Here is a 19,641-nt window from a genome sequence, read left to right as displayed (position 1 = left end):
CCGGGACGGACCGGATCGGCTAGCCCGCCACCGCGGAGCCGAAGTCCAGGTATTGCGTGCCCGCCGGGCCCGCCTGCTCAGGTGAGAGCTCGCGGAGGTTGCGGCCGCTCGCGGCGGTGGCCGTGGTCACAACGGTGACCGTGCCCGTGGCTCCCCGATCGGGGGCGCCGATCAGGAACCTGCCGTCCCCGAACGCGCTCACGCTCCATCCGAAGTGGTCGTACGGCTGAGGATCGTCCAGCGTGGTCATCAGCCCGGCGGAGCCGTTCCCGAGCGGCACGACGTTAACCGCTCCGCTCTGCGGGGTGGTCGGCCCGCTCTCGCCGGGGGCGCCGACGAGGACGTAGGGGCCGCTGATGGCGACCGACCAGCCGAACCTGTCGTCCTGGTCGGGGCTGTCGCCCACGATGTCGAGCCCCTGGCGCAGTGTCCGCAGGTAGCGCGGACCTGTCTCGGTCACCTCGAAGAGCACGACGACCCCGGCGTCCCTTACGCCCTCCGGATCGGCCCTGGGCGCCCCGACCGCCAGATAGCCCTGGTCGCCGTCCTTGCCGTACCGCAGGGAGTAGCCGAAGTCGTCGCCCGAGTTCGGGGGGATTTCGTCGGTGACGGACGGGAGATCCCATTTGCCGCCGCGGTAGCGCGACGGATGCGACGACACGTCGTAGACCACGGTGAGGCCGCCCGTGTCCGTCTGGCCGGAATCCTCGTTGTCCTCGAACGGCACGCCCACCGCCAGATCGGGAGCCCCGGGGGAGCCGCCGAGCCTGCCCAGGGTCACCGCCCAGCCGAACATGTCGCCAGGCTGGCCGATGCCGGGGACGCCGGGCGAGTCCTGCGTGATCCGCTGAGGTTCGCCCGGCTTGCGATCCTTGAGGTCGAAGAGGTACACGGCACCGGAGTCGATGATGTCGTCGGCGTCCTCGTAGGGTGCGCCGATCGCGACAAACCCATCCCGAACGGCCACGGACCAGCCGAAACGCGCGGAGGAGCGCGCCACGGGCGGCTTCAGTTCCAGGCGGGTGGCGACGCGGCCGAAGTCGGGCCCGCCCCAGTAGACGTAGGCGATGCCGGAGCCGTGCACCGTCGCCCGGCCGCGCCTGCCGTCCGCGAAGGGGTTGGCGACGACCAGGTCCATGCACCGGTCGCCGTCGATGTGCCCGGGCCGGGCGATCCAGCCGGGTGTGCTCGCGTCCATGGCCTGTACGGCCGGGTCGAGGGGGGCGCCGGCCCTGCCCCGTAGGAGGAAGAGCCGTCCGCCGGGCGCCGACCCGAAGCCGGCGAACGGGTCGCCCACCACGGCGTCGTCCTGGCCGTCCCCGTCGAAGTCGAACTCACCCGCGTTCGGGCACCTGTCCGACCGGGGAGGCGCGGGCGGACGAGGAGTGCCCTGCCGCGGCGGCCGCGGAGGGGATCCCGGCGAGGGGACGACGAGCGTCGGGGTCGGGGTGGGCTCGACCGAGACGCTCGGGGTCGGCTCAGGAGTGATCGTCGGCGTGATCTCCGGCGTGGGATCGGGCGGCGTCGGCGGCGGGGAGGGGGACATGGCGGCGACGCAGGCGAGTGCGATCGCGGTGAGGACCAGGCGTCCCTTTCGCGTGGCGGTCACAGGTGCACCTCGATGTCGCCGCCTCCCGTGATCACCGGGCCGACGAGCCGTACGGCCCTGCGGTCCGCGGGGAGCGTGTACTCCGTGGACAGGGTGAGCATGTCCCCGGGCTGGATGGAGGCGGGGGAGTCCTTGACCGCTCGCACGGCGGCACGCGTGATCCCCTCGTCGTCGACGAGGTCGAGCGGCCCGGACAGGTCGATCTTGTTGGAGCCCGTGTTGAGCAGGACCCATTCGACGAGGCAGGTCTGCCCCGACCCCGCCGTGCCACGGCAGGAGGGGCGCTGGACGACGAGTTGGACGTCCCCGATCTCGAACCGCCGGCCGATGTCGCTCGCCCGGGCGTTCGAGGCGGGGGCCGCCACCTCACCCCGACTCCCGGCGCGCAGCCCGATGAGCAGACCGGCGGCGACGACCGCCACGAGGCCCGCGGCCAGGAGCACGGCCAGGGGCGGTCTCCGCCGGCTTGTCCAGCTTCTCCGGCGGGGCTGCGGCACCGTCTCGGGAGCGGTAACGGGCAGGAGATTCCGCGGCGGCTCCCACAGTTCGTCGATCGCCTCGGTCGTCTGCTCCTCCGTCTGCCCGCCGAGAAGCGCGAGCAGCAGTTCCTGCGCGGTCGGCCGGTTCCTCGGCCAGCGGTTCAGCGCCCGGCGCACGAGGTGGGCGAGACTCTCGGGCAGGCCGGTGAGGTCGGGCTCGGTCTCCAGGATGCGATGGGCGAGGACCATGGGAGGGCCCTCGCCGAAGGGATGGCGGCCCGTTCCCGCGTACGCCACCAGGCAGCCCCACGTGAACACGTCGGCCGGCGGCCCCACCGGGTGCGCCTGGAGATGCTCGGGCGCCCACCAGCCGGGGGTCCCGACCACCTCGCCCGTCTTGGTGTGCCCGTGGGTCGCGTCCACGGCCCGGGCGACGCCGAAGTCGATGACCCGGGGTCCCGACATCGACAGGATGACGTTGGCGGGTTTCAGGTCCCGGTGCACCAGACCGGCCGAGTGGATCGCGGTCAGCGCCGCAGCGACCCCGAACGCGACCCCGTGCAGGGTCGTCGGCTCGAGCCTGCCGTACGTCGAGATCTGCCGGTCGAGCGGTGTGCCCGGGATGTACTCGGTGACCATGTACGGCCGGCCGTCCGCGGCCTCGCCGTGTCCGATGACCTCTGCGGTGCAGAAGGAGGCCACCGCCTGAGCGTGCTCGACCTCCGAGTGGAACCGCGCGGTGAAGTCGGGGTCCTCCGAGTACTCCCGCCGGACGACCTTCACGGCCACGAGCCGCTCGTCGTCCCCGGAGCCGAGGTATACCGTGCCCATCCCGCCCGTGCCGAGCCGCCCGAGCAGCGTGTAGCCGCCGATGGCAGCCGGGTCGCTCGGGGACAGAGGCGCGCTCGTCACGCTGGGGCCGTCTATCGGTGTGCTCCATTGACCGGGGGGATCAGTCAAACCGTACCGTTTCGCTGTAAACCTTTCGCCCTCATTCAGGAGGATCCATTGGCCGGCCGCAGGTCCAGGCCACGTTAGGCTCGGATCCCGTGGCCGAGATGACAGGACGAGTCGGGGAAGCGGTGAGCGGGCGATGAGTGAGATCACCGTCCGGGTGCCCGCCAAGGTCAACCTTCAGCTGGCCGTGGGCCCCCTCCGGGATGACGGCTTCCACGATCTGGTGAACGTCTTCCACGCGGTGTCGCTGTTCGACGAACTCACGGCTGCCGAGCCGTCCACGTCGGCGGGGGCGCTGACCGTGAGGGTCGAGGGCGAGTCGGCCGACAACGTGCCGACGGGCGAGGACAACCTGGCGGTGCGGGCGGCGCGTGCCCTCGCGGCACGGGCGGGCCGCGCGTGCGGCGCCGACCTGCTGATCCGCAAGACGATCCCGGTGGCGGGCGGGATGGCCGGGGGCAGCGCGGACGCCGCGGCGGCCCTGGTGGCCTGCAACGAGCTGTGGGGCCTCGGGCTGCCGCTCGAGGAACTCATGGAGATCGGTGCCGACCTCGGCAGCGACGTCCCGTTCGCCCTTCTCGGCGGCACGGCGGTCGGCAGGGGCAAGGGCGAACTGCTCACGCCGGTTGAGACGGGCGGCACCTTCCACTGGGTCTTCGCCCTCGCGGACGGCGGGCTGTCCACGCCGAAGGTGTACGGCGAGTGCGACCGGCTGCGCGAGGCGGCGGGCGAGGAGGTCGCCTGGCCGATCGCCAGCGAGCCGCTCATGGCGGCGCTCCGCGACGGCGACGCGAAGGCGCTCGGCCTGGCCCTGGTCAACGACCTGCAGCCCGCCGCGCTCGCGCTGCGGCCCTCCCTCGGACGGACGCTCGACGCGGGTCGTGACGCGGGCGCGCTCGGCGCGATCGTGTCCGGCTCCGGGCCCACGTGCGCCTTCCTGGTCGACTCCGCCGCGCACGCCGCCGAGGTGGCGCTCGCGCTCACGGGCGCCGGGGTCTGCAGGTCCGTCGTGACGGCGTCAGGGCCCGTTCCGGGAGCCGTCGCCGCCGGATAGGCTTTACGGGCGATGAACCTGGTCAATCTCGAGTCCGTCTCCCAAGCCTTCGGGCCCAAGCCCCTGCTTTCCGGCGTCTCCCTCGGCATCGAGCAGGGCGACCGGATCGGTGTCGTCGGCCGCAACGGCGGTGGCAAGACCACGCTGGTCTCGATCATCGCCGGAGAGCTGAAGCCCGACAGCGGACGGGTGACCCACAATCGCGGTCTGCGCGTGGGCGGTCTGTCGCAGCGTGACGACCTGGATCCGGCGGCCACTGTGGAGAGCCTGGTCCTCGCGGACAGGGCGGAGCACGAGTGGGCCGGAGACCCGGCGATCCGGGAGATCCTCGCCAACCTGCTCGGCGACATCGACCTGTCCGCCACGGCGGCCGCGCTGTCCGGCGGCGAGCGACGCCGTACGGCCCTGGCCAGGCTGCTCATCGGCGAACACGATCTGATCATTCTCGACGAGCCGACCAACCACCTCGACATCGAGGCCATCGCCTGGCTCGCCGGCCATCTGTCGCAGCGCAAGTCGGCGCTCCTGGTGGTCACGCACGACCGGTGGTTCCTCGACGCGGTGGCGACCCGGACCTGGGAGGTCGTGGACGGGGCGGTCGAGCGGTACGAGGGCGGTTACGCCGCCTACGTCCTGGCCAAGGCCGAACGGGCCCGGATCGCCCAGGCAGCCGAGGATCGCAGGCAGAACCTCATGCGCAAGGAGATCGCGTGGCTGCGGCGCGGTCCGCCGGCCCGGACCTCCAAGCCCAAGTTCCGCATCAACGCCGCTGAGGCGCTGATCGCGGACGTGCCGCCGGCGAGGGAGACCGTCGAACTGCTGAAGTTCGCCTCCGCGCGGCTGGGCAAGACCGTCTACGACCTCGAGGACGTGACGGTTCACGCGGGCGGCCCCGGCGCGGGCCCGCTCGTGCTCGACCACTGCACCTGGCAGTTCGGTCCCGGTGACCGCATCGGCCTGATCGGGGTCAACGGCTCTGGGAAGTCGTCGGTGTTACGCCTGCTCTCCGGGGTGATCGCGCCCGATTCCGGCAAGGTCGTCGAGGGCAAGACCGTGCGCCTCGCCCACCTTTCGCAGGAGCTGGCCGAGCTCGATCCCCGGCGGCGCGTGCTCGAGACGGTGGAAGAGATCCGCAAGTACGTCACGGTCGGCAAGAAGGAGTGGTCGGCGTCCCAGCTGCTCGAGATCCTCGGGTTCAAGGGCGAGGCCCAGTGGAAGGTCGTCGGCGACCTGTCGGGTGGCGAGCGTCGGCGGCTCCAGCTGCTCCGGCTGATCATGGATGAGCCCAACGTGCTGCTCCTCGACGAGCCGACCAACGATCTCGACATCGAGACGCTGACCGAGCTGGAGGATCTGCTCGACGCCTGGCCCGGCACGCTGGTCGTGGTGAGCCACGACCGGTACTTCCTGGAGCGGGTCGCCGACCGCTGCGTGGCGCTGCTCGGCGACGGCAGGCTGTCGATGTTGCCGGGCGGCGTGGACGAATACCTGGAACGCCGGGCGTCCGGAACGGCGCTGTCCGCCCGCGCGGCCTCGGCGACTGCCGCTCCGGAGGTCCCCGCGGCCGCCCCGGCCGCGGTTCCCGCGGGCCTGTCCGCCAAGGAGCTGCGGGAGCTCCAGAAGGAACTGAGCCGGCTGGAGCGGCAGCTCGACAAGCTGGGCGAGCGGGAGACGAAGCTGCACGCCGAGATGGCCGCGGCCGCCAGCGACTTCGAACTGCTCGGCAAGCTCGACGCCGAGCTCCGCGAGGTCGGGGCGCAGAAGGACTCGGTCGAGCTCGAGTGGATGGAACTGGCCGAACGGCTCGATTCCGCCTCCTGACGTTCGCAGGTCCGGCCGCCTGATCGGTGGCCGGACCCTTCCGTGCGGCGTGCCGGATCACGTGCGGCGTGCCAGATTACGTGCGGCGTGCCAGATTACGTGCGGCGTGCCGGATCACGTACGGCGTGCCAGATCACGAACGGCGTCTCTCCAGGTCAGCCGGCATGGTCGCGAATCTGCGCATGATCACGGATGAGGTCGGCGCAGGTCGGGAGGCGTGATCACGAAGTTGTGCATGATCACGCGGGAGGGCGCCGGCGCGGGGGCCACACCGAGGGGGCGGGGTCATGCGGGGGAGCGGTAGATGGTGGGGGGTGGCGTGTTGGGCTGGAGTTCTCGGGCGTTGCCTTCGCCGGCGGGCCATAACGACCTGAACGTCTGGAGGCCCTTGCGCCCGGCCTTCGCCCGCTGGCCGAAGACGATCCACTTCACCGGCTGGAAGTAGGTCCCCTCCTCGTCGGGTGTGGTGAGCGACCCCGTGTACCGATAGGTCGTCCGCTCGGCAGGCAGAAGTTCGCGAAGGTGGATATTTCGGATATTGCGGGATGTTCCTAAAGCCGGGGGCGACGTGAAGAGGCGGTCGTGTTCGGATGTCCGGCCGTCGCCTCTCCGGTCGAGCAGGACGGAGAGCACGGCATAACCCCGCCCGCCCGCGGCCTTCTCGTGCACGAAGTGGGCCTCCACGGGGGCGAACGGCTCACCTGCGAATCTGTGCTCGGCGTGGCCGTGGAAGTGCACGTTTGCCAGGTCGTATCGCTCACCGCCGAGAGTGATGTACGGCCGGGCGCCCTCGCCGCCGATGACGAATCTGATGTCGTCGTGCTCGCTCGGCCTGCCTCCAATGGGAGCCTTGTCCTGGAAGACGATCTTGCCGTCGACGCTGGACGGATAGTGGATGACGAGCTTCGGGGTGGCGCGCCGGCAGACGGCCGAACGGTCGATCTCCACGGGCGACTGGACGGCCGTGCCGGTCCCGGCGCGGCCGCACGGCGGCTGGTGCGACGTGCCGTGAACGGGGACGGCGAACGGGGCGAAGCCGATGACGGCGGCCGTCGACAAAACGGCGAAACGAGGAAGCATGCGCGGGGGACCCCTCAGTGGTCGGCACCGAATGGGCGCAGGGCATAGAGCCTCTTTGCTCGCATCCGGGGGGATATGCGTGGCATTTCAACCTTTATAGATTGCCAACCGCTTGACACCAATGTGTCATCAATCACAGCGTGATTCTGTAAATTGGGTCTTGTGTGTTTCGGAAAAAACGGCGATAAGTCGCACTATTCCAATGAAGCGCTGACGCGGCACTGAACGCCGGGCACAGCGAGAAGGCGAGAGAAAGAGCCGCGAGACTAGTGGGCCGCGTCCCCTGAGGCGTCGAACGGCACGAGCAGCGTGCGCAGGAGTCCGGCGAGGACGTGCTGCTCCCGCTCGTCCAGCCCCGCCAGAAGTTCCCGTTCGCGGCGGAGCAGGTCGGCGAAGGCGGCGTCCACCCGCTCGAGCCCGGCGGGGGTCAGGCGCACCAGCACGCCGCGCCGGTCCTCGGGGTCGGGGCGCCGCACCACGAGGCCGGAGGCCGCCAGCCGGTCGATCCGGTTGGTCATCGTGCCGGAGGTGACCAGCGTGGCCCGCAGCAGCGCGCCGGGGCTCAGTTCGTACGGCTCGCCAGAACGGCGAAGCGCCGTGAGGACGTCGAACTCCCACGACTCGACGCCCTGGTCGGCGAAGGCGGCACGCCGCTCGCGCTCGAGATGCTTGCTCAGCCGGGAGACCCGGCTCAGCACCTCAAGCGGTGCGACGTCCAGGTCGGGCCGCTCCTGCTGCCAGGCGGCGACCAGACGGTCCACCTCGTCCTCGACGGGCCTCGAGAAGGTCATGCGCAGAGTCTAGCTTTCTTGACGTCGAGATATCTTCCGCGATATCGCTTATCTTGATGTCAAGATAAACCTCGGGGAGGATCGTTGATGGATCACGATATATGGGACCCGGCCGCCTACCGAGCCTATGCCGGTGAGCGTTCGCGTCCGTTCTTCGACCTGGTCGCGCGTGTGGGCGCGGACCAGCCCGGATACGTCGTCGACCTGGGCTGCGGCAGCGGAGAGTTGACCGCGTCGCTGTGCCGCCGCTGGCCGGCGGCGCGGGTGCACGGGGTGGACTCCTCGCCCGCGATGATCGAGGGCGCGCCGCCCGGCCCCACGTTCGAGGTGGCGGACGTCCGCGACTGGCGGCCCGATCGTCCCGTCGACGTGCTCGTCTCGAACGCCGTGCTCCAGTGGGTGCCAGGACATCTCGATCTGCTCGGGCGCTGGGCCGGAGATCTGGCGGAGGGCGGCTGGCTGGCCTTCCAGGTCCCCGGCAACTTCGGCTCGCCGAGCCACACGATCATCCGGGAGCTGTGCCGTACGGAATGGCGGGACCGGCTGGGCGACCTGGCCCGGGAGGCGCCCGTCGCGGAGCCGGTCGAGTACCTCCGCAGGCTCAGCGCGCTCGGCTGCGCGGTCGACGCGTGGGAGGCGACCTACGTCCACGTGCTTCAGGGCGAGGACGCGGTGCTCACCTGGGTCAGGGGCACGGCCATGCGGCCGGTCCTCGACCGTCTGTCCCCCGAGGAGCAGGAGGTCTTCCTCGCCGAGTGCGGGAGGCGCCTCCGCGAGGCCTACCCGCGCGAGCCGTACGGCACGGCCTTCCCGTTCCGAAGAATCTTCGTGGTCGCCCATAAATAGCCGCAAAAGCATATATTCCATTTAGGGTGGAAATATCGCGTCAAATAGGGTCCCGATGCTAGGGGTGATCATGACGATCGAGATCGAAGACAAGTTCGACGTGCCATCCGAGTTCGGCTTGCCGGATCTGAGTGATGTCAAGGGTTGCGCCGAGGTGTCACAGCCTCTCAGCCATCGTCTCGTCGCGCTGTACTTCGACACCCCGGATCTGCGGCTCGCCGCACGCGGGATCACCCTGCGCCGCCGTCGCGGCGGCGACGACGAGGGCTGGCACCTCAAGCTGCCCAAGGCCAAGCGCTCCACCAGGCAGGAGATCACTGTCCCGCTGACGCGCAGCGCCAAGATCGTGCCGCCGGAGCTCGCGGAGCTCGTCCTCGCCTACACCAGGGGCTCGGCGCTGGCCCCCGTCGCCCAGCTGGAGACGCGGCGGGGCGTCACGCGGCTCCTCGGCCCCGAGGGCCAGGAACTCGTGGAGGTCGCTGACGACCGCGTCAAGGGCACGATCCTCGGTGACGAGCCGCGGGTCGTCCGATGGCGCGAGGTCGAGGCCGAGCTGAAGGACGGCGACCGCGACGTGCTCAGGCGTGTCGGCAAACGCCTGCTCAAGGCCGGGGCGACCCCGGCGGGCGCGAGCAACAAGCTGGCCCGCCTGCTCGGCGACGTCCCGGTCAGGCGGGAGACCGCGCTGGACCCGGGATCGGCGGGCGCGGTCGTCGTCGACTACCTGAGAGGCCACGTTAAGGCGCTCACCGCCCAGGACCCGCGGGTCAGGCGGGCCGAGGAGGACGCCGTCCACCAGGCGAGGGTCGCCAGCCGGCGGCTGAGGAGCGCGTTCAAGGCCTTCAAGTCGCTCCTCGGCGAGACCACCGCGCTGCAGGACGAGCTGAGGTGGCTCGGCGAGGTGCTGGGGGAGGCGCGTGACCTGGAGGTCATCAGGGACAGGTTCGCCGCCCGCCTCGACGCCCTCGACCCCTCGCTGGTCGTGGGGCCCGTACGGCGGCGGCTGGGCGACGACCTGCTGGCGAAGGAGCACGAGGCCTACGGCAGGATCCGGGAGGCGCTCAGCGGCGAGCGGTACTTCGCGCTGCTCGACGCCCTGGAGGAGTTCGCCGCCAGGCCCCCGCTGACCGACCTCGCGGCCGCGGGCGCGGGCAAGGCCCTGGAGAAGATCGCGGACAAGAACTGGAAGCGCGTCGGCGCCGCATACAAGGCCGCACAGGCCATGGAGGACCCCGACGAGCGCGAGATCGCCATGCACGACGTCCGCAAGGCCGCCAAGCGGGCCCGCTACACCGCCGAGGCGGTCGGGCTGTCCGACCTGGCCAAACGCGCGGAGACCGTGCAGGAGGTGCTGGGCAGGCACCAGGACGGCGTGGTGGCCCAGGGCGTGCTGGCCGACGAGGCCGAGGCCGCACGCGGCGCGGGCGAGGACACCTTCACCTACGGAGTCCTGGTCGGCCTGGAACACGCGGAGGCCGATCTCGCCCACGAGCAGTTCCCGGACGTGTGGGCGAAGGTCGGCTGACCCCGCCCACCGCCGGCGTCACGTGAGGTGATGCTCGACGCTCACGAGCCGCCCGGCCGCCCGGTTCAGCACGGCGAACGCCCCCTTGTCGAGCTCGACCTCGGCCGGGTCGCCGTCCGGGCGGTCCCGGCACGACATCGCCAGCAGCTCGGGCAGCACCTTGCCGTGGCTGCACACGACGGCCGGCTCGCCCGAGGCGGCGAGTTCGCCCACCAGCCGCTCGGCGGCGCGCGGATCGTAGCCGTCCTCCGACAGCGTCAAGTCCTCGCGCACGCGCATCCCCAGGTCGTCCGCGTACGGCTTCAGCATCTGGACGCACCGCAGGCTGGGCGAGCTGACCAGGACCGCCGGGCGGTAGGCGCCGAGCACCGCGGTGAAGGCCGCCGACTGCGCCCACCCCGACTCGTCGAGCGGGCGGAGGTCGTCGTCGCCCTTCCACTCCTGCCGGGACCCGGCCAGGCCGTGCCGTACGAAGATCAGGGGCACGGTCGCGAGCGGCAGGGCGGTCAGCGCCCTGAGGAGGCCCGCGTCCCACTCGTAGGTCAGCCGCCGCCGGGCCTCGTCCAGCGGGAGCCAGACGACCTCGTCCACCTCGTCGCCGTAGGGGAACTCCTCGGCGACGCCCACGACCCGCGCCGCCCAGTAGTCCACCCGCTTGAGACGGCCGTCCTTGAGGTAGTGGCTGGGCGGCAGGGGCCTGCCGAACACCACGTCGAGCCCGGTCTCCTCCCGCACCTCGCGCAGGGCCGCCACGATCACGTGCTCGCCGGGCTTGAGCTTCCCCTTGGGAAAGCTCCAGTCGTCGTACTTCGGCCGGTGGACGAGGGCCACCTCGGGGTCGGCCTCGTCGCCGCGCCACACCACGGCTCCGGCCGCGCGGATCATGTCGGTCACGCCGGTGGATCTGACCCCGGATTCGAACATGTCCACCCCTCAGTCCAGGCTGGTCGAATCGTCCACGGCCCGCCAGCGCCTGCGCGCGATCAGATGGTGCTGCAGATCGATCTCGCCGCTGTGACGCAGCCACTTGCCGTCCGAGTTCAGGGACCAGGCGGTCGTGGCGTCGCTCATGGCGAGGTCAAGGAGGTCGGACAGGTACTCGCGCTGCTGGCCGCTCGTCACCCGCACCAGCGCCTCGACCCGCCGGTCCAGGTTGCGGCGCATGAGGTCGGCGCTCCCGATCCAGATCTCCGACCGGTCGCCCTCGCCGAACTCGTACACCCTCGAGTGCTCGAGGAACCGGCCCAGGATGCTTCTGACCCGGATCGTCTCCGACAGGCCGGGGATACCCGGTCGGAGCGCGCAGATTCCGCGGACCCACAGGTCGACCGGCACGCCGGCCCGGGACGCCCGGTAGAGCGCGTCGATGAGCGGCTCGTCGACGATCGAGTTGGTCTTGATGCGGATCCGCGCGGGCTCGCCGTTCCTGTGCCGTGCGATCTCACCGTCGATCCTGGACAGCAGGCCCTGCCTGAGCGAGTCGGGCGCGACGAGAAGCCTGCGGTAGTCCTCCTGGATCGAGTATCCGGTGAGGTGGATGAACAGGTCCGTGACGTCCTCGCCCACCTGGGGGTCGGCCGTCAGCAGGCCGAAGTCCTCGTACTGCCTGGCCGTCTTCGGGTTGTAGTTCCCCGTGCCGATGTGGCAGTAGCGCCGCAGCTCGCCGTTCGCCTCCTGCCGGACCACGAGGGCCAGCTTGGAGTGCGTCTTCAGGCCGAGCACGCCGTAGACGACGTGGCAGCCGGCCTTCTCCAGCTTGCGCGCCCAGGAGATGTTCGCGTGCTCGTCGAACCTGGCCTTGATCTCGACGACGACGACGACCTGCTTGCCGGCCTCGGCCGCGTCGATCAGGGCGTCCACGATGGGGGAGTCGCCGCTGGTCCGGTACAGGGTCTGCTTGATCGCCAGGACGTCCGGGTCGGCCGCCGCCTCCTCCACGAACCGCTGCACGCTCGTGGCGAACGAGTCGTACGGGTGGTGCAGCAGGATGTCCCGCTCCCGCAGGGTGGCGAACAGGCCGTCCTCGGCGCTCACGGCCTCCGCAGGCACGAACCTGTTGAACTTCAGCTCGCTGCGGTCGAGGTCGGCGATGGCGTGCAGGCCGGTCAGGTCCAGCGGGCCGGTCAGCCGGTAGATCTCGTGGTCGGCCACCCGGAGCTCGTCGACGAGCAGTTCCAGCACCTCGGGAGTGATGGTGTCCTCGACCTCCAGGCGCACCGGCGGCCCGAACCGCCGGTGCCGGAGCTCACGCTCCAGCGCCTGCATGAGGTTCTCCGTGACGTCCTCGTCGACCTCCAGGTCCTCGTTCCTGGTCACCCGGAAGGCGTGGTGCTGGACGATCTCCATGCCCTTGAAGAGCTCGCCCAGGTGGGCGGCGATGACGTCCTCCATCGGCACGAACCGGTCCCGCGACGCGGAGACGAACCGCGGCAGCTGCGAGGGCACCTTCACCCTGGCGAAGACCGTGTTCCCGCTGATGGGGTTGCGGACGGTCACGGCGAGGTTGAGAGAAAGGCCGGAGATGTAAGGGAAGGGGTGGGCGGGGTCCACCGCGAGCGGTGTGAGCACCGGCCGGATCCGCGCCGAGAACAGCTGCCGCAGCGCCGTCCGCTCCTCCTGGCCGAGATCGTCCCAGCGGACGATCTCGATCCCCTCCGCGGCCAGTTGGCGCAGCACGACGTCGTGGAAGACGCCGGCGTGCCGCCGGGCGAGGTCGTCGGCGATCGCGGCGATCCTGGCCAGTTCCTCGCTGGGCTTCAGACCGCTCTTGGTCCGCAGGAGCAGGCCGGTCGCCATTCGCCGCTTGAGGCCGGCCACCCGGACGCGGAAGAACTCATCCAGATTGCTCGCGAAGATCGCGAGGAACCTGACGCGTTCGAGCAGCGGTACGGACGGGTCCTCCGATAACTCCAGCACTCGTTCGTTGAACTGGAGCCAGCTCTCCTCTCGGTTGAGGAACCGATCCTGGGGCAGCGGGGCGTCCTCGGGCAGGGTGACATCCTCGGGTTCAGGGACGGAAGCGAATTCGGCGGACATATGACAAAATATGCCCTAATTGTTTGAACGATACGTTAACTACGACGCAACGAAATCGTCAGGGCACCCTGTCTGCCTCAGTGTCCGCCGGACCCGCCGTGTTCTCCGGCCCCGGCGGGTGGGAATCCTGGGACTGCGCCCGCTGCCTGTCCCGTTCCTTCTGCTCGCGCTCGCGCGCCTTCTCCTGCTCCTTGAGCTCGCGTTCGAGCTCCTTCTGCTCACGTTCGCGGGCTCTCTCCAGGTCCTTGATCTCGCGCTCGCGGGCCTTGTCCTGCTCGCGCCGGATCTTGTCCTGTTCCTTCTGCTCGCGCTCGCGGGCTCTCTCCTGCTCCTTGAGCTCGCGCTCGCGGGCCCTGTCCTGTTCCTTCTGCTCGCGTTCGCGCGCCTTCTCCTGCTCCTTGAGCTCGCGCTCGCGGGCCTTGTCCTGCTCGCGCCGGACCTTCTCCTGCTCCTTGAGCTCGCGCTCGGACGGGGTCCGCACAGGCGGCGGCCGTACGTCCGTCGCCGGGGTCAGCACCAGGCCGCGCGAGGCGGACGTGAGTCCGGGGGCCGGGTCGAGGCCCGTGAGACCGTTCCAGGAGAGGTTCACCAGGTGGGCGGCGACCTCCTCGCGCGGGGGCCTGCGCTCCTCCAGCCACCACTGGCCGGTCAGCGCGGTCATCCCCACCAGCATCTGGGCGTACATCGGCGCCAGGCCGGGGTCGTATCCCCGCTCCCTGAACTCGTCGGCGAGCACGTTCTCGACCTGGGCGGCGATGTCGCTGATCAGGCTGGCGAACGTGCCGGTGCCGGAGGCGGCGTGCGAGTCGCGGACCAGGATCTGGAAACCCTCGCTGCTCTCCTCGATGTACTGCAGGAGGGCGAGGGCGGCACGTTCCAGCTTCACTCGCGCGTGCGAGGCCACCAGCGCCTGGGTGACCAGGCTCAGCAGCCGCTGCATCTCGCGGTCGATGACGACCGCGTAGATGCCCTCCTTGCCGCCGAAGTGCTCGTACACCACGGGCTTGGAGACCTGCGCGCTCGCCGCGATCTCTTCGACGGACGTGCCGTCGAAGCCCTTCTCGGCGAACAGGGTCCGGCCGATCTGGATCAGTTGCTCGCGCCGTTCCGCGCCAGTCATGCGCTTGCGGGATCGGGAGGAGTCGCTCACGGTTTCAATCATGGCCTGTCCGCGTCCGCCGGCCGTCTTCCCCTGTACGGCTTTCGCGGGTTCGGCCCGCGCCACTTCGCGGGGCACTGGTGGGATCTGTGCGCGTACGGCCACCAGCGTCGCCCTGGTGAGGGGTAACGCGACGGCCGTCAGCGGGTCGTCGTCGACGGAGGTGTGACGCGGAGACGACAGGGCCACCAGGTCGACGGCGGCGGCCCTGTCATCGGTATGTGAACCGTCAGGCAAGACGCTTCGCCGCCAGTCGCTCAGGGGTCGGCCAGCGCACGTCGTGGGCCCAGCCGGCCTTCTCGAACAGGCGGATCGTCCCGGCGCTCAGGTCGATCTGGCCCTTGAGCGCGCCGTGCCGGGCGCAGGTCGGGTCGGCGTGGTGCAGGTTGTGCCAGGACTCGCCGAAGGAGGGGATGGCGAGCCACCACACCTGGCGGGACTTGTCCCGCGACTCGAACTCCTCGTCGCCGAACACGTGGCAGATCGAGTTGATGGACCAGGTGACGTGGTGCAGCAGGCCGATGCGGACGATCGTGCCCCAGAACAGAGCGGTCAGGACGCCCTGCCACGACCAGGTCAGCAGGCCGCCGAGCACGCCGGGCAGCAGGAGCGAGGTCAGCGCGAGGGCGGGGAACAACTTGTGCAGCTTCATGATGTCCGGGTCCTTGGCCAGGTCCGGGGCGTACTTCTGCCGGTTGACCCGCTCCACTTCGAACAGCCAGCCCATGTGCGCCCAGAGCAGCCCCTTGGACAGGGCCCAGAAGCTGGTGCCGAATCGCCAGGGCGAGTGCGGGTCGCCCTCCTTGTCGGAGAACTTGTGGTGCTTGCGGTGGGCGGCGACCCAGTCGAGGACCGACATCTCGAGCGAGAGGCTGCCCGCGACCGCCAGAGCGATCTTCAGGGGGCGCTTGGCCTTGAAGGAGCCGTGCGTGAAGTAGCGATGGAAGCCGACCGTGACTCCCAGACCGGACACTGTGTAGAAGACGAAGGCGATCGCCACGTCCGTCCAGCCCAGACCCCATCCCCAGGCGAAGGGCACCGCGGCGAGGACCGCGAGGATGGGCGCTCCGACGACGACGCCGAAGATGATCAGGTCGCCCCTGGACTTGCCTTGGGGCTCGAAGTCGGGCTTGGGCTGCGGTCCGGGCCGTTCCGTCAGGACGGTCATGGGCTACCTCGCGTGTGGGGAAGATGTCTGGCTACGCCACCGTAACCTACGCCATCGTAAGTTAGGAATTTCCCGGGACTGAATGTGTGGAAGGTGACGCTCCCACGTACATCTGGTGGCGAATCCACGCCTTGCTGGAACGGTGTGCGATCTGTTATGAGCTTTCCCCGGCCACGTGGTTCGGACCTGTCGAGGTGTGGATATGAGGTTGTCTGCCCGAAAACGCTGACCTGGTAACCGCTTCATGACGGAACGCCGACGGCCGGATCCGGATGATCGACGAAGCCGCGTCTTGGCGTCACAGATCCGGGGGGATCGGTATCGTAGGAGGCGGCTTGCGGCCGGGATCACCGGCGTTCGCCACACCTTTCCGGCGTTGGGTAATTGGCAGCCCGCAGGGTTTTGGTCCCTGTTGTCCAGGTTCGAGTCCTGGCGCCGGAGCTCAACTGAGGATCCGGCGATTGAGGGTGGGGCTGGATTCGAGCGCAGGCCCGACAGGTAAGCTCACCTTGTCGAGCGGGTGACCGTGCGGTGCCCTGTGGGTGGCCGCCCGTGATCCGGAAGCCGACTCGTCCCTATCGTGACGCCGAGGGAGCCTCAGTCCGTGAGTGTGCCGCGTCCGGCTGCCGTCATCGTCCTCGCCGCCGGCGAGGGCTCTCGGATGAAGTCGAACACCCCCAAAGTCCTCCACGAGATCTGCGGCCTCGCGCTCGTGGACCATATGCTCGCCGCAGCCCGCGGCCTCGACCCCGAGCAGTTGATCGTGGTCATCGGACACGCCCGAGAGCAGGTGGAAAATCACCTCGCCGGCACGGCGCCAGACGCGCGGCCGGTCGTCCAGGACAAGCAGAACGGCACCGGCCACGCCGTGCGAACCGCGCTCGAGGCGGTCGGCGACATCCGGGGCACCGTCCTGGTCACGTACGGCGACACGCCTCTGCTGCGCACGCAGACCCTCGCGGCGCTGCTGGACAGGCACGCGGCGGACGGCAACGCGGTCACGGTGCTGACCGCCGAGGTCCCGGACCCGACCGGGTACGGACGGATCGTCCGCGACGAAAGCGGAACCGTCCTGGAGATCGTCGAAGAGAAGGACGCGACCCCCGAGCAGCGGGCGATCCACGAGATGAACTCGGGGGTCTACGCGTTCGACGGGGCCCTGCTCGCCGACGGGGTCAAGCGCGTCGGCGCCGCCAACGCACAGGGCGAGGAGTACCTCACCGACGTCCTCGCCATCCTCCGCGAGGACGGGCACCGGGTGGGCGCGCACGTCGCGACCGACTACGTCGAGGTGGAGGGCGTGAACGACCGCGTCCAGCTCGCCTTCGCCCGCCGGGTGCTCAACGACCGGATCCTCCACGCGCACATGCGGGCCGGCGTGACCGTCGTCGATCCCGCGAGCACCTGGATCGACGCCGGGGTCAGGCTCGAGGCCGACGCGGTGATCCACCCGGCGACCCAGCTCCACGGTGCCACGAGGATCGCGTCGGGGGCCGAGGTCGGACCGTCGACGACGCTGACCGACACCGTCGTCGGCGCGGACGCCGTGGTGCGCTACGCGGTCTGCGACCGGGCCGAGATCGGCCCGCAGGCGTTGGTCGGCCCCTACGCCTACCTGCGGCCGGGCACGGTCCTCGCACGCAAGAGCAAGATCGGCACCTTCGTCGAGGCCAAGAACTCGTCCGTCGGCGAGGGGTCCAAGATCCCCCACCTGTCGTACGTCGGCGACGCCACCATCGGGACGGGCTCCAACATCGGCGCGGCCTGCGTCTTCGTGAACTACGACGGGATCAACAAGCACCGCACCTTCGTGGGGGACCACGTGCGGGTGGGCAGCGACAACATGCTGGTCGCTCCGGTGAGCATCGGCGACGGCGCCTACACCGCCGCCGGCTCAGTCATCACGGGCGACGTCCCCCCGGGGGCGATGGCCGTGGCCAGGAGCAAGCAGCGCAACATCGAGGGGTGGGTGGTCCGCCGCCGCCCGGGGACGGCATCGGCCAAGGCGGCCGAGCAGGCCGTGGCCGAGGGCGGCGAGGCGGAACCGGAGACGGGCGCGGAGTAGTCGCGAGAACGGGTCTGATGTCACGGGTCGGCGGCGCCGCTGTACGGCGTGCCGCTCCTGTGGCATGGACCCGCACGGCAACGGTAATGAGAACAAGGCGCGGTCTCACCGCGTAACGCCCTCAGGGGCAGGCCAGGAGGACACCGTGGTTCAGCGGGGCGAGCGAACAGGACGGCACGGCGTCGAGCCGTGTGTGCGGGACCAGGCGACCCGTTACGGAACGGCCGGCCGGGGGGCTCGGCATTCGAGGAGTGTGGCATGAGCGGCAAGAAGACGATGGGTGAGCGGAACCTCATGTTCTTCTCCGGACGCGCTCACCCCGAGTTGGCCGACGAGGTGGCCGCGAACCTCGCGGTCGAGATCACGCCCACGGCGCTGCGCGACTTCGCGAACGGCGAGATCTACGTGCGCTACCTGGAGTCCGTCCGCGGTTGCGACGCCTTCGTGATGCAGAGTCACACCGCGCCGATCAATCAGTGGATCATGGAGCAGCTGATCATGGTCGACGCGCTCAAGCGCGCCTCGGCCAAGCGGATCACGGTCATCATGCCCTTCTACGGCTATGCGCGGCAGGACAAGAAGGGCCGCGGGCGAGAGCCGATCACGGCCAGGCTGATGGCCGACATGTTCAAGCAGGCAGGCGCGGACCGGCTGATGTCGATCGACCTGCACACCTCTCAGATCCAGGGCTTCTTCGACGGCCCGGTGGACCACCTGTTCGCGATGCCCGTGCTGATCAACTACCTGCGGGGCAAACTCGACCCGGCGACCACGACGATCGTCTCGCCCGACACCGGCCGCGTACGGCTGGCCGAGCGCTGGTCCGACTCGCTCGGCACGCCGGTGGCGTTCATCCACAAGCGCCGCGACCTCGATGTGGCCAACCAGGTGAAGGTGCACGAGGTGGTCGGCAAGGTCCAGGGCCGGACCTGCGTGCTGATCGACGACATGATCGACACCGGTGGCTCGATCTGCAAGGCGGCCGACGCGCTCTACGAGCACGGGGCGACCGACGTCATCGTGGCGGCGACGCACGCGGTGTTCTCCGACCCGGCGGTGGACCGCCTGAAGAACTCGCGGATCTCCGAGGTGGTCGTGACGAACACCCTGCCGATCCCGGTGGAGAAGAGGTTCGACAGCCTGACCGTGATGTCGATCGCCCCGCTGATCGCCCGCGCCATCACCGAGGTCTTCACGGACGGCTCCGTCACCAGCCTCTTCGAAGGCGACAGCTAGCCAGACGGCCGCTTCGCCGGAGGCGAGGCCAAAAAAACACAGCTAGACTGTGCAGGCTGCGCTCGTAACGCCTACCGCTAGGGCGGATCAGGGGGAGCGCGGTCATCCATCCACGAGACATCCCTAGGAGATGTGCCATGGCCGAGGTTCGAATCGCCGCTGAGCTCCGCACGGAGTTCGGCAAGGGCGCCGCCCGCAAGATCCGCCGGGGCGACAAGGTCCCCGCCGTGCTGTACGGCCACGGCACCGAGCCCAGGCACCTGACCCTGCCGGGGCACGAGCTGCTGCTCGCGCTGCGTCAGGCCAACGTGCTCATCCACGTCAAGGGCGACGGGGTCGACGAGATCGCGCTGCCGAAGGGCGTCCAGCGCGACCCGATCAGGGGCTTCGTCGAGCACGTCGACCTGCTCCTGGTCAAGCGTGGTGAGAAGGTCACCGTCGACATCCCGGTCACCGTCTCCGGCGACGTGATCGGCGGCGGCATCCTCGACCAGCAGCTCGTCGCGCTGTCCGTCGAGGCCGAGGCGACGCACATCCCGACCGGTGTCGAGGTCGACGTCGACGGCAAGGACGTCGGCTTCGCCGTCCACGCCGGCGAGATCGTGCTGCCGAAGGGCGCCACGCTCGTGGGCGACCCCGAGGCGCTGGTCCTGCACGTGATCGCGGCTCCGACCGCCGAGCTGCCCGAGGCGGGCGAGGCCGCCGAGGAGGCCGCGGGAGAGGCTGAGGCCGCTCCGGCCGAGGCCGCCGAGTAGCACCGATTGTGAGACAGTCCTCCACAGGACCTCCTGTGGAGGACTTCTTCATGTGAGGAG

The 19,641-nt window shown here is 69.9% G+C and carries 15 protein-coding genes and 1 tRNA gene; 8 read left to right on the top strand and 8 right to left on the bottom strand.

The window, feature by feature from the left end; genetic code table 11:
* Positions 1-19: 19 nt before the first annotated feature.
* Both Pka01_RS14925 and Pka01_RS14920 read right to left on the bottom strand, forming a co-directional pair.
* Positions 20-1,609: an FG-GAP repeat protein gene (locus Pka01_RS14925; protein WP_203883340.1), complete on the bottom strand. Its 1,590-nt coding sequence runs from the start codon at positions 1,607-1,609 to the stop codon at positions 20-22.
* A complete protein-coding gene (locus Pka01_RS14920; RefSeq protein WP_239114997.1) occupies positions 1,606-3,000 on the bottom strand; it encodes a serine/threonine protein kinase in 1,395 nt (464 codons plus the stop codon). Before Pka01_RS14920 ends, Pka01_RS14925 begins: the two co-directional genes overlap by 4 nt.
* 181 nt (positions 3,001-3,181) lie before the next feature.
* Between Pka01_RS14920 and Pka01_RS14915 the strand changes: the two genes are divergently transcribed.
* Positions 3,182-4,099, top strand: coding sequence for a 4-(cytidine 5'-diphospho)-2-C-methyl-D-erythritol kinase (locus tag Pka01_RS14915; protein ID WP_203883339.1), 918 nt, complete (start codon positions 3,182-3,184; stop codon positions 4,097-4,099).
* Positions 4,100-4,111: 12 nt separating this feature from the next.
* Positions 4,112-5,920, top strand: a complete 1,809-nt coding sequence (locus Pka01_RS14910) for an ABC-F family ATP-binding cassette domain-containing protein (protein WP_203883338.1) — start codon at positions 4,112-4,114, stop codon at positions 5,918-5,920.
* 285 nt (positions 5,921-6,205) lie between these two features.
* On the opposite strand, the gene Pka01_RS14905 is transcribed toward Pka01_RS14910, so the two are convergent.
* Entirely contained in the window at positions 6,206-7,000 is a 795-nt protein-coding gene (locus Pka01_RS14905; protein WP_203883337.1) for a carbonic anhydrase family protein, read from the bottom strand.
* Between the two features lie 266 nt (positions 7,001-7,266).
* Positions 7,267-7,791, bottom strand: a complete 525-nt coding sequence (locus Pka01_RS14900; protein WP_203883336.1) for a MarR family winged helix-turn-helix transcriptional regulator — start codon at positions 7,789-7,791, stop codon at positions 7,267-7,269.
* A gap of 87 nt (positions 7,792-7,878) precedes the next feature.
* On the opposite strand from Pka01_RS14900, the gene Pka01_RS14895 reads away from it, so the two are divergent.
* The gene (locus Pka01_RS14895; protein WP_239114996.1) at positions 7,879-8,637 is read left to right on the top strand and encodes a trans-aconitate 2-methyltransferase; all 759 of its coding nucleotides are present in this window, start codon (positions 7,879-7,881) and stop codon (positions 8,635-8,637) included.
* A 70-nt stretch (positions 8,638-8,707) separates the two neighbouring features.
* The gene (locus Pka01_RS14890) at positions 8,708-10,162 is read left to right on the top strand and encodes a CYTH and CHAD domain-containing protein (RefSeq protein ID WP_203883335.1); all 1,455 of its coding nucleotides are present in this window, start codon (positions 8,708-8,710) and stop codon (positions 10,160-10,162) included.
* 18 nt (positions 10,163-10,180) lie between these two features.
* On the opposite strand, the gene Pka01_RS14885 is transcribed toward Pka01_RS14890, so the two are convergent.
* From Pka01_RS14885 to Pka01_RS14870, 4 genes are read right to left on the bottom strand one after another with little or no spacing between them, the layout of a single operon-like run.
* The gene (locus Pka01_RS14885) at positions 10,181-11,086 is read right to left on the bottom strand and encodes an NUDIX hydrolase (RefSeq protein WP_239114995.1); all 906 of its coding nucleotides are present in this window, start codon (positions 11,084-11,086) and stop codon (positions 10,181-10,183) included.
* A 9-nt stretch (positions 11,087-11,095) separates the two neighbouring features.
* Positions 11,096-13,198 (bottom strand): RNA degradosome polyphosphate kinase, encoded by a 2,103-nt coding sequence (locus Pka01_RS14880; RefSeq protein ID WP_203883334.1) that lies wholly within the window; start codon positions 13,196-13,198, stop codon positions 11,096-11,098.
* 58 nt (positions 13,199-13,256) lie between these two features.
* A complete protein-coding gene (locus Pka01_RS14875) occupies positions 13,257-14,594 on the bottom strand; it encodes a TetR/AcrR family transcriptional regulator (RefSeq protein ID WP_239114994.1) in 1,338 nt (445 codons plus the stop codon).
* Positions 14,587-15,525, bottom strand: a complete 939-nt coding sequence (locus tag Pka01_RS14870; protein WP_203883333.1) for an acyl-CoA desaturase — start codon at positions 15,523-15,525, stop codon at positions 14,587-14,589. The genes Pka01_RS14875 and Pka01_RS14870 overlap by 8 nt, the downstream gene beginning before the upstream one ends.
* Before the next feature lie 369 nt (positions 15,526-15,894).
* Here Pka01_RS14870 and Pka01_RS14865 point away from each other — a divergent pair.
* The 4 genes from Pka01_RS14865 (at position 15,895) to Pka01_RS14850 (ending at position 19,581) form a co-directional block, all read left to right on the top strand.
* Positions 15,895-15,966, top strand: a tRNA-Gln gene (locus Pka01_RS14865).
* 163 nt (positions 15,967-16,129) lie between these two features.
* Positions 16,130-17,590: a bifunctional UDP-N-acetylglucosamine diphosphorylase/glucosamine-1-phosphate N-acetyltransferase GlmU gene (gene glmU, locus Pka01_RS14860; protein ID WP_203883332.1), complete on the top strand. Its 1,461-nt coding sequence runs from the start codon at positions 16,130-16,132 to the stop codon at positions 17,588-17,590.
* Between the two features lie 258 nt (positions 17,591-17,848).
* Entirely contained in the window at positions 17,849-18,826 is a 978-nt protein-coding gene (locus Pka01_RS14855; protein WP_203883331.1) for a ribose-phosphate diphosphokinase, read from the top strand.
* A 137-nt stretch (positions 18,827-18,963) separates the two neighbouring features.
* Positions 18,964-19,581, top strand: a complete 618-nt coding sequence (locus tag Pka01_RS14850; RefSeq protein ID WP_203883330.1) for a 50S ribosomal protein L25/general stress protein Ctc — start codon at positions 18,964-18,966, stop codon at positions 19,579-19,581.
* Positions 19,582-19,641 lie beyond the last annotated feature (60 nt).

This window comes from Planotetraspora kaengkrachanensis (assembly GCF_016862895.1).
Taxonomy (GTDB): domain Bacteria; phylum Actinomycetota; class Actinomycetes; order Streptosporangiales; family Streptosporangiaceae; genus Planotetraspora; species Planotetraspora kaengkrachanensis.
The sequence above is the reverse complement of the archived record's forward strand: the minus strand, read 5'-3'. Positions and strand labels throughout refer to the sequence as shown.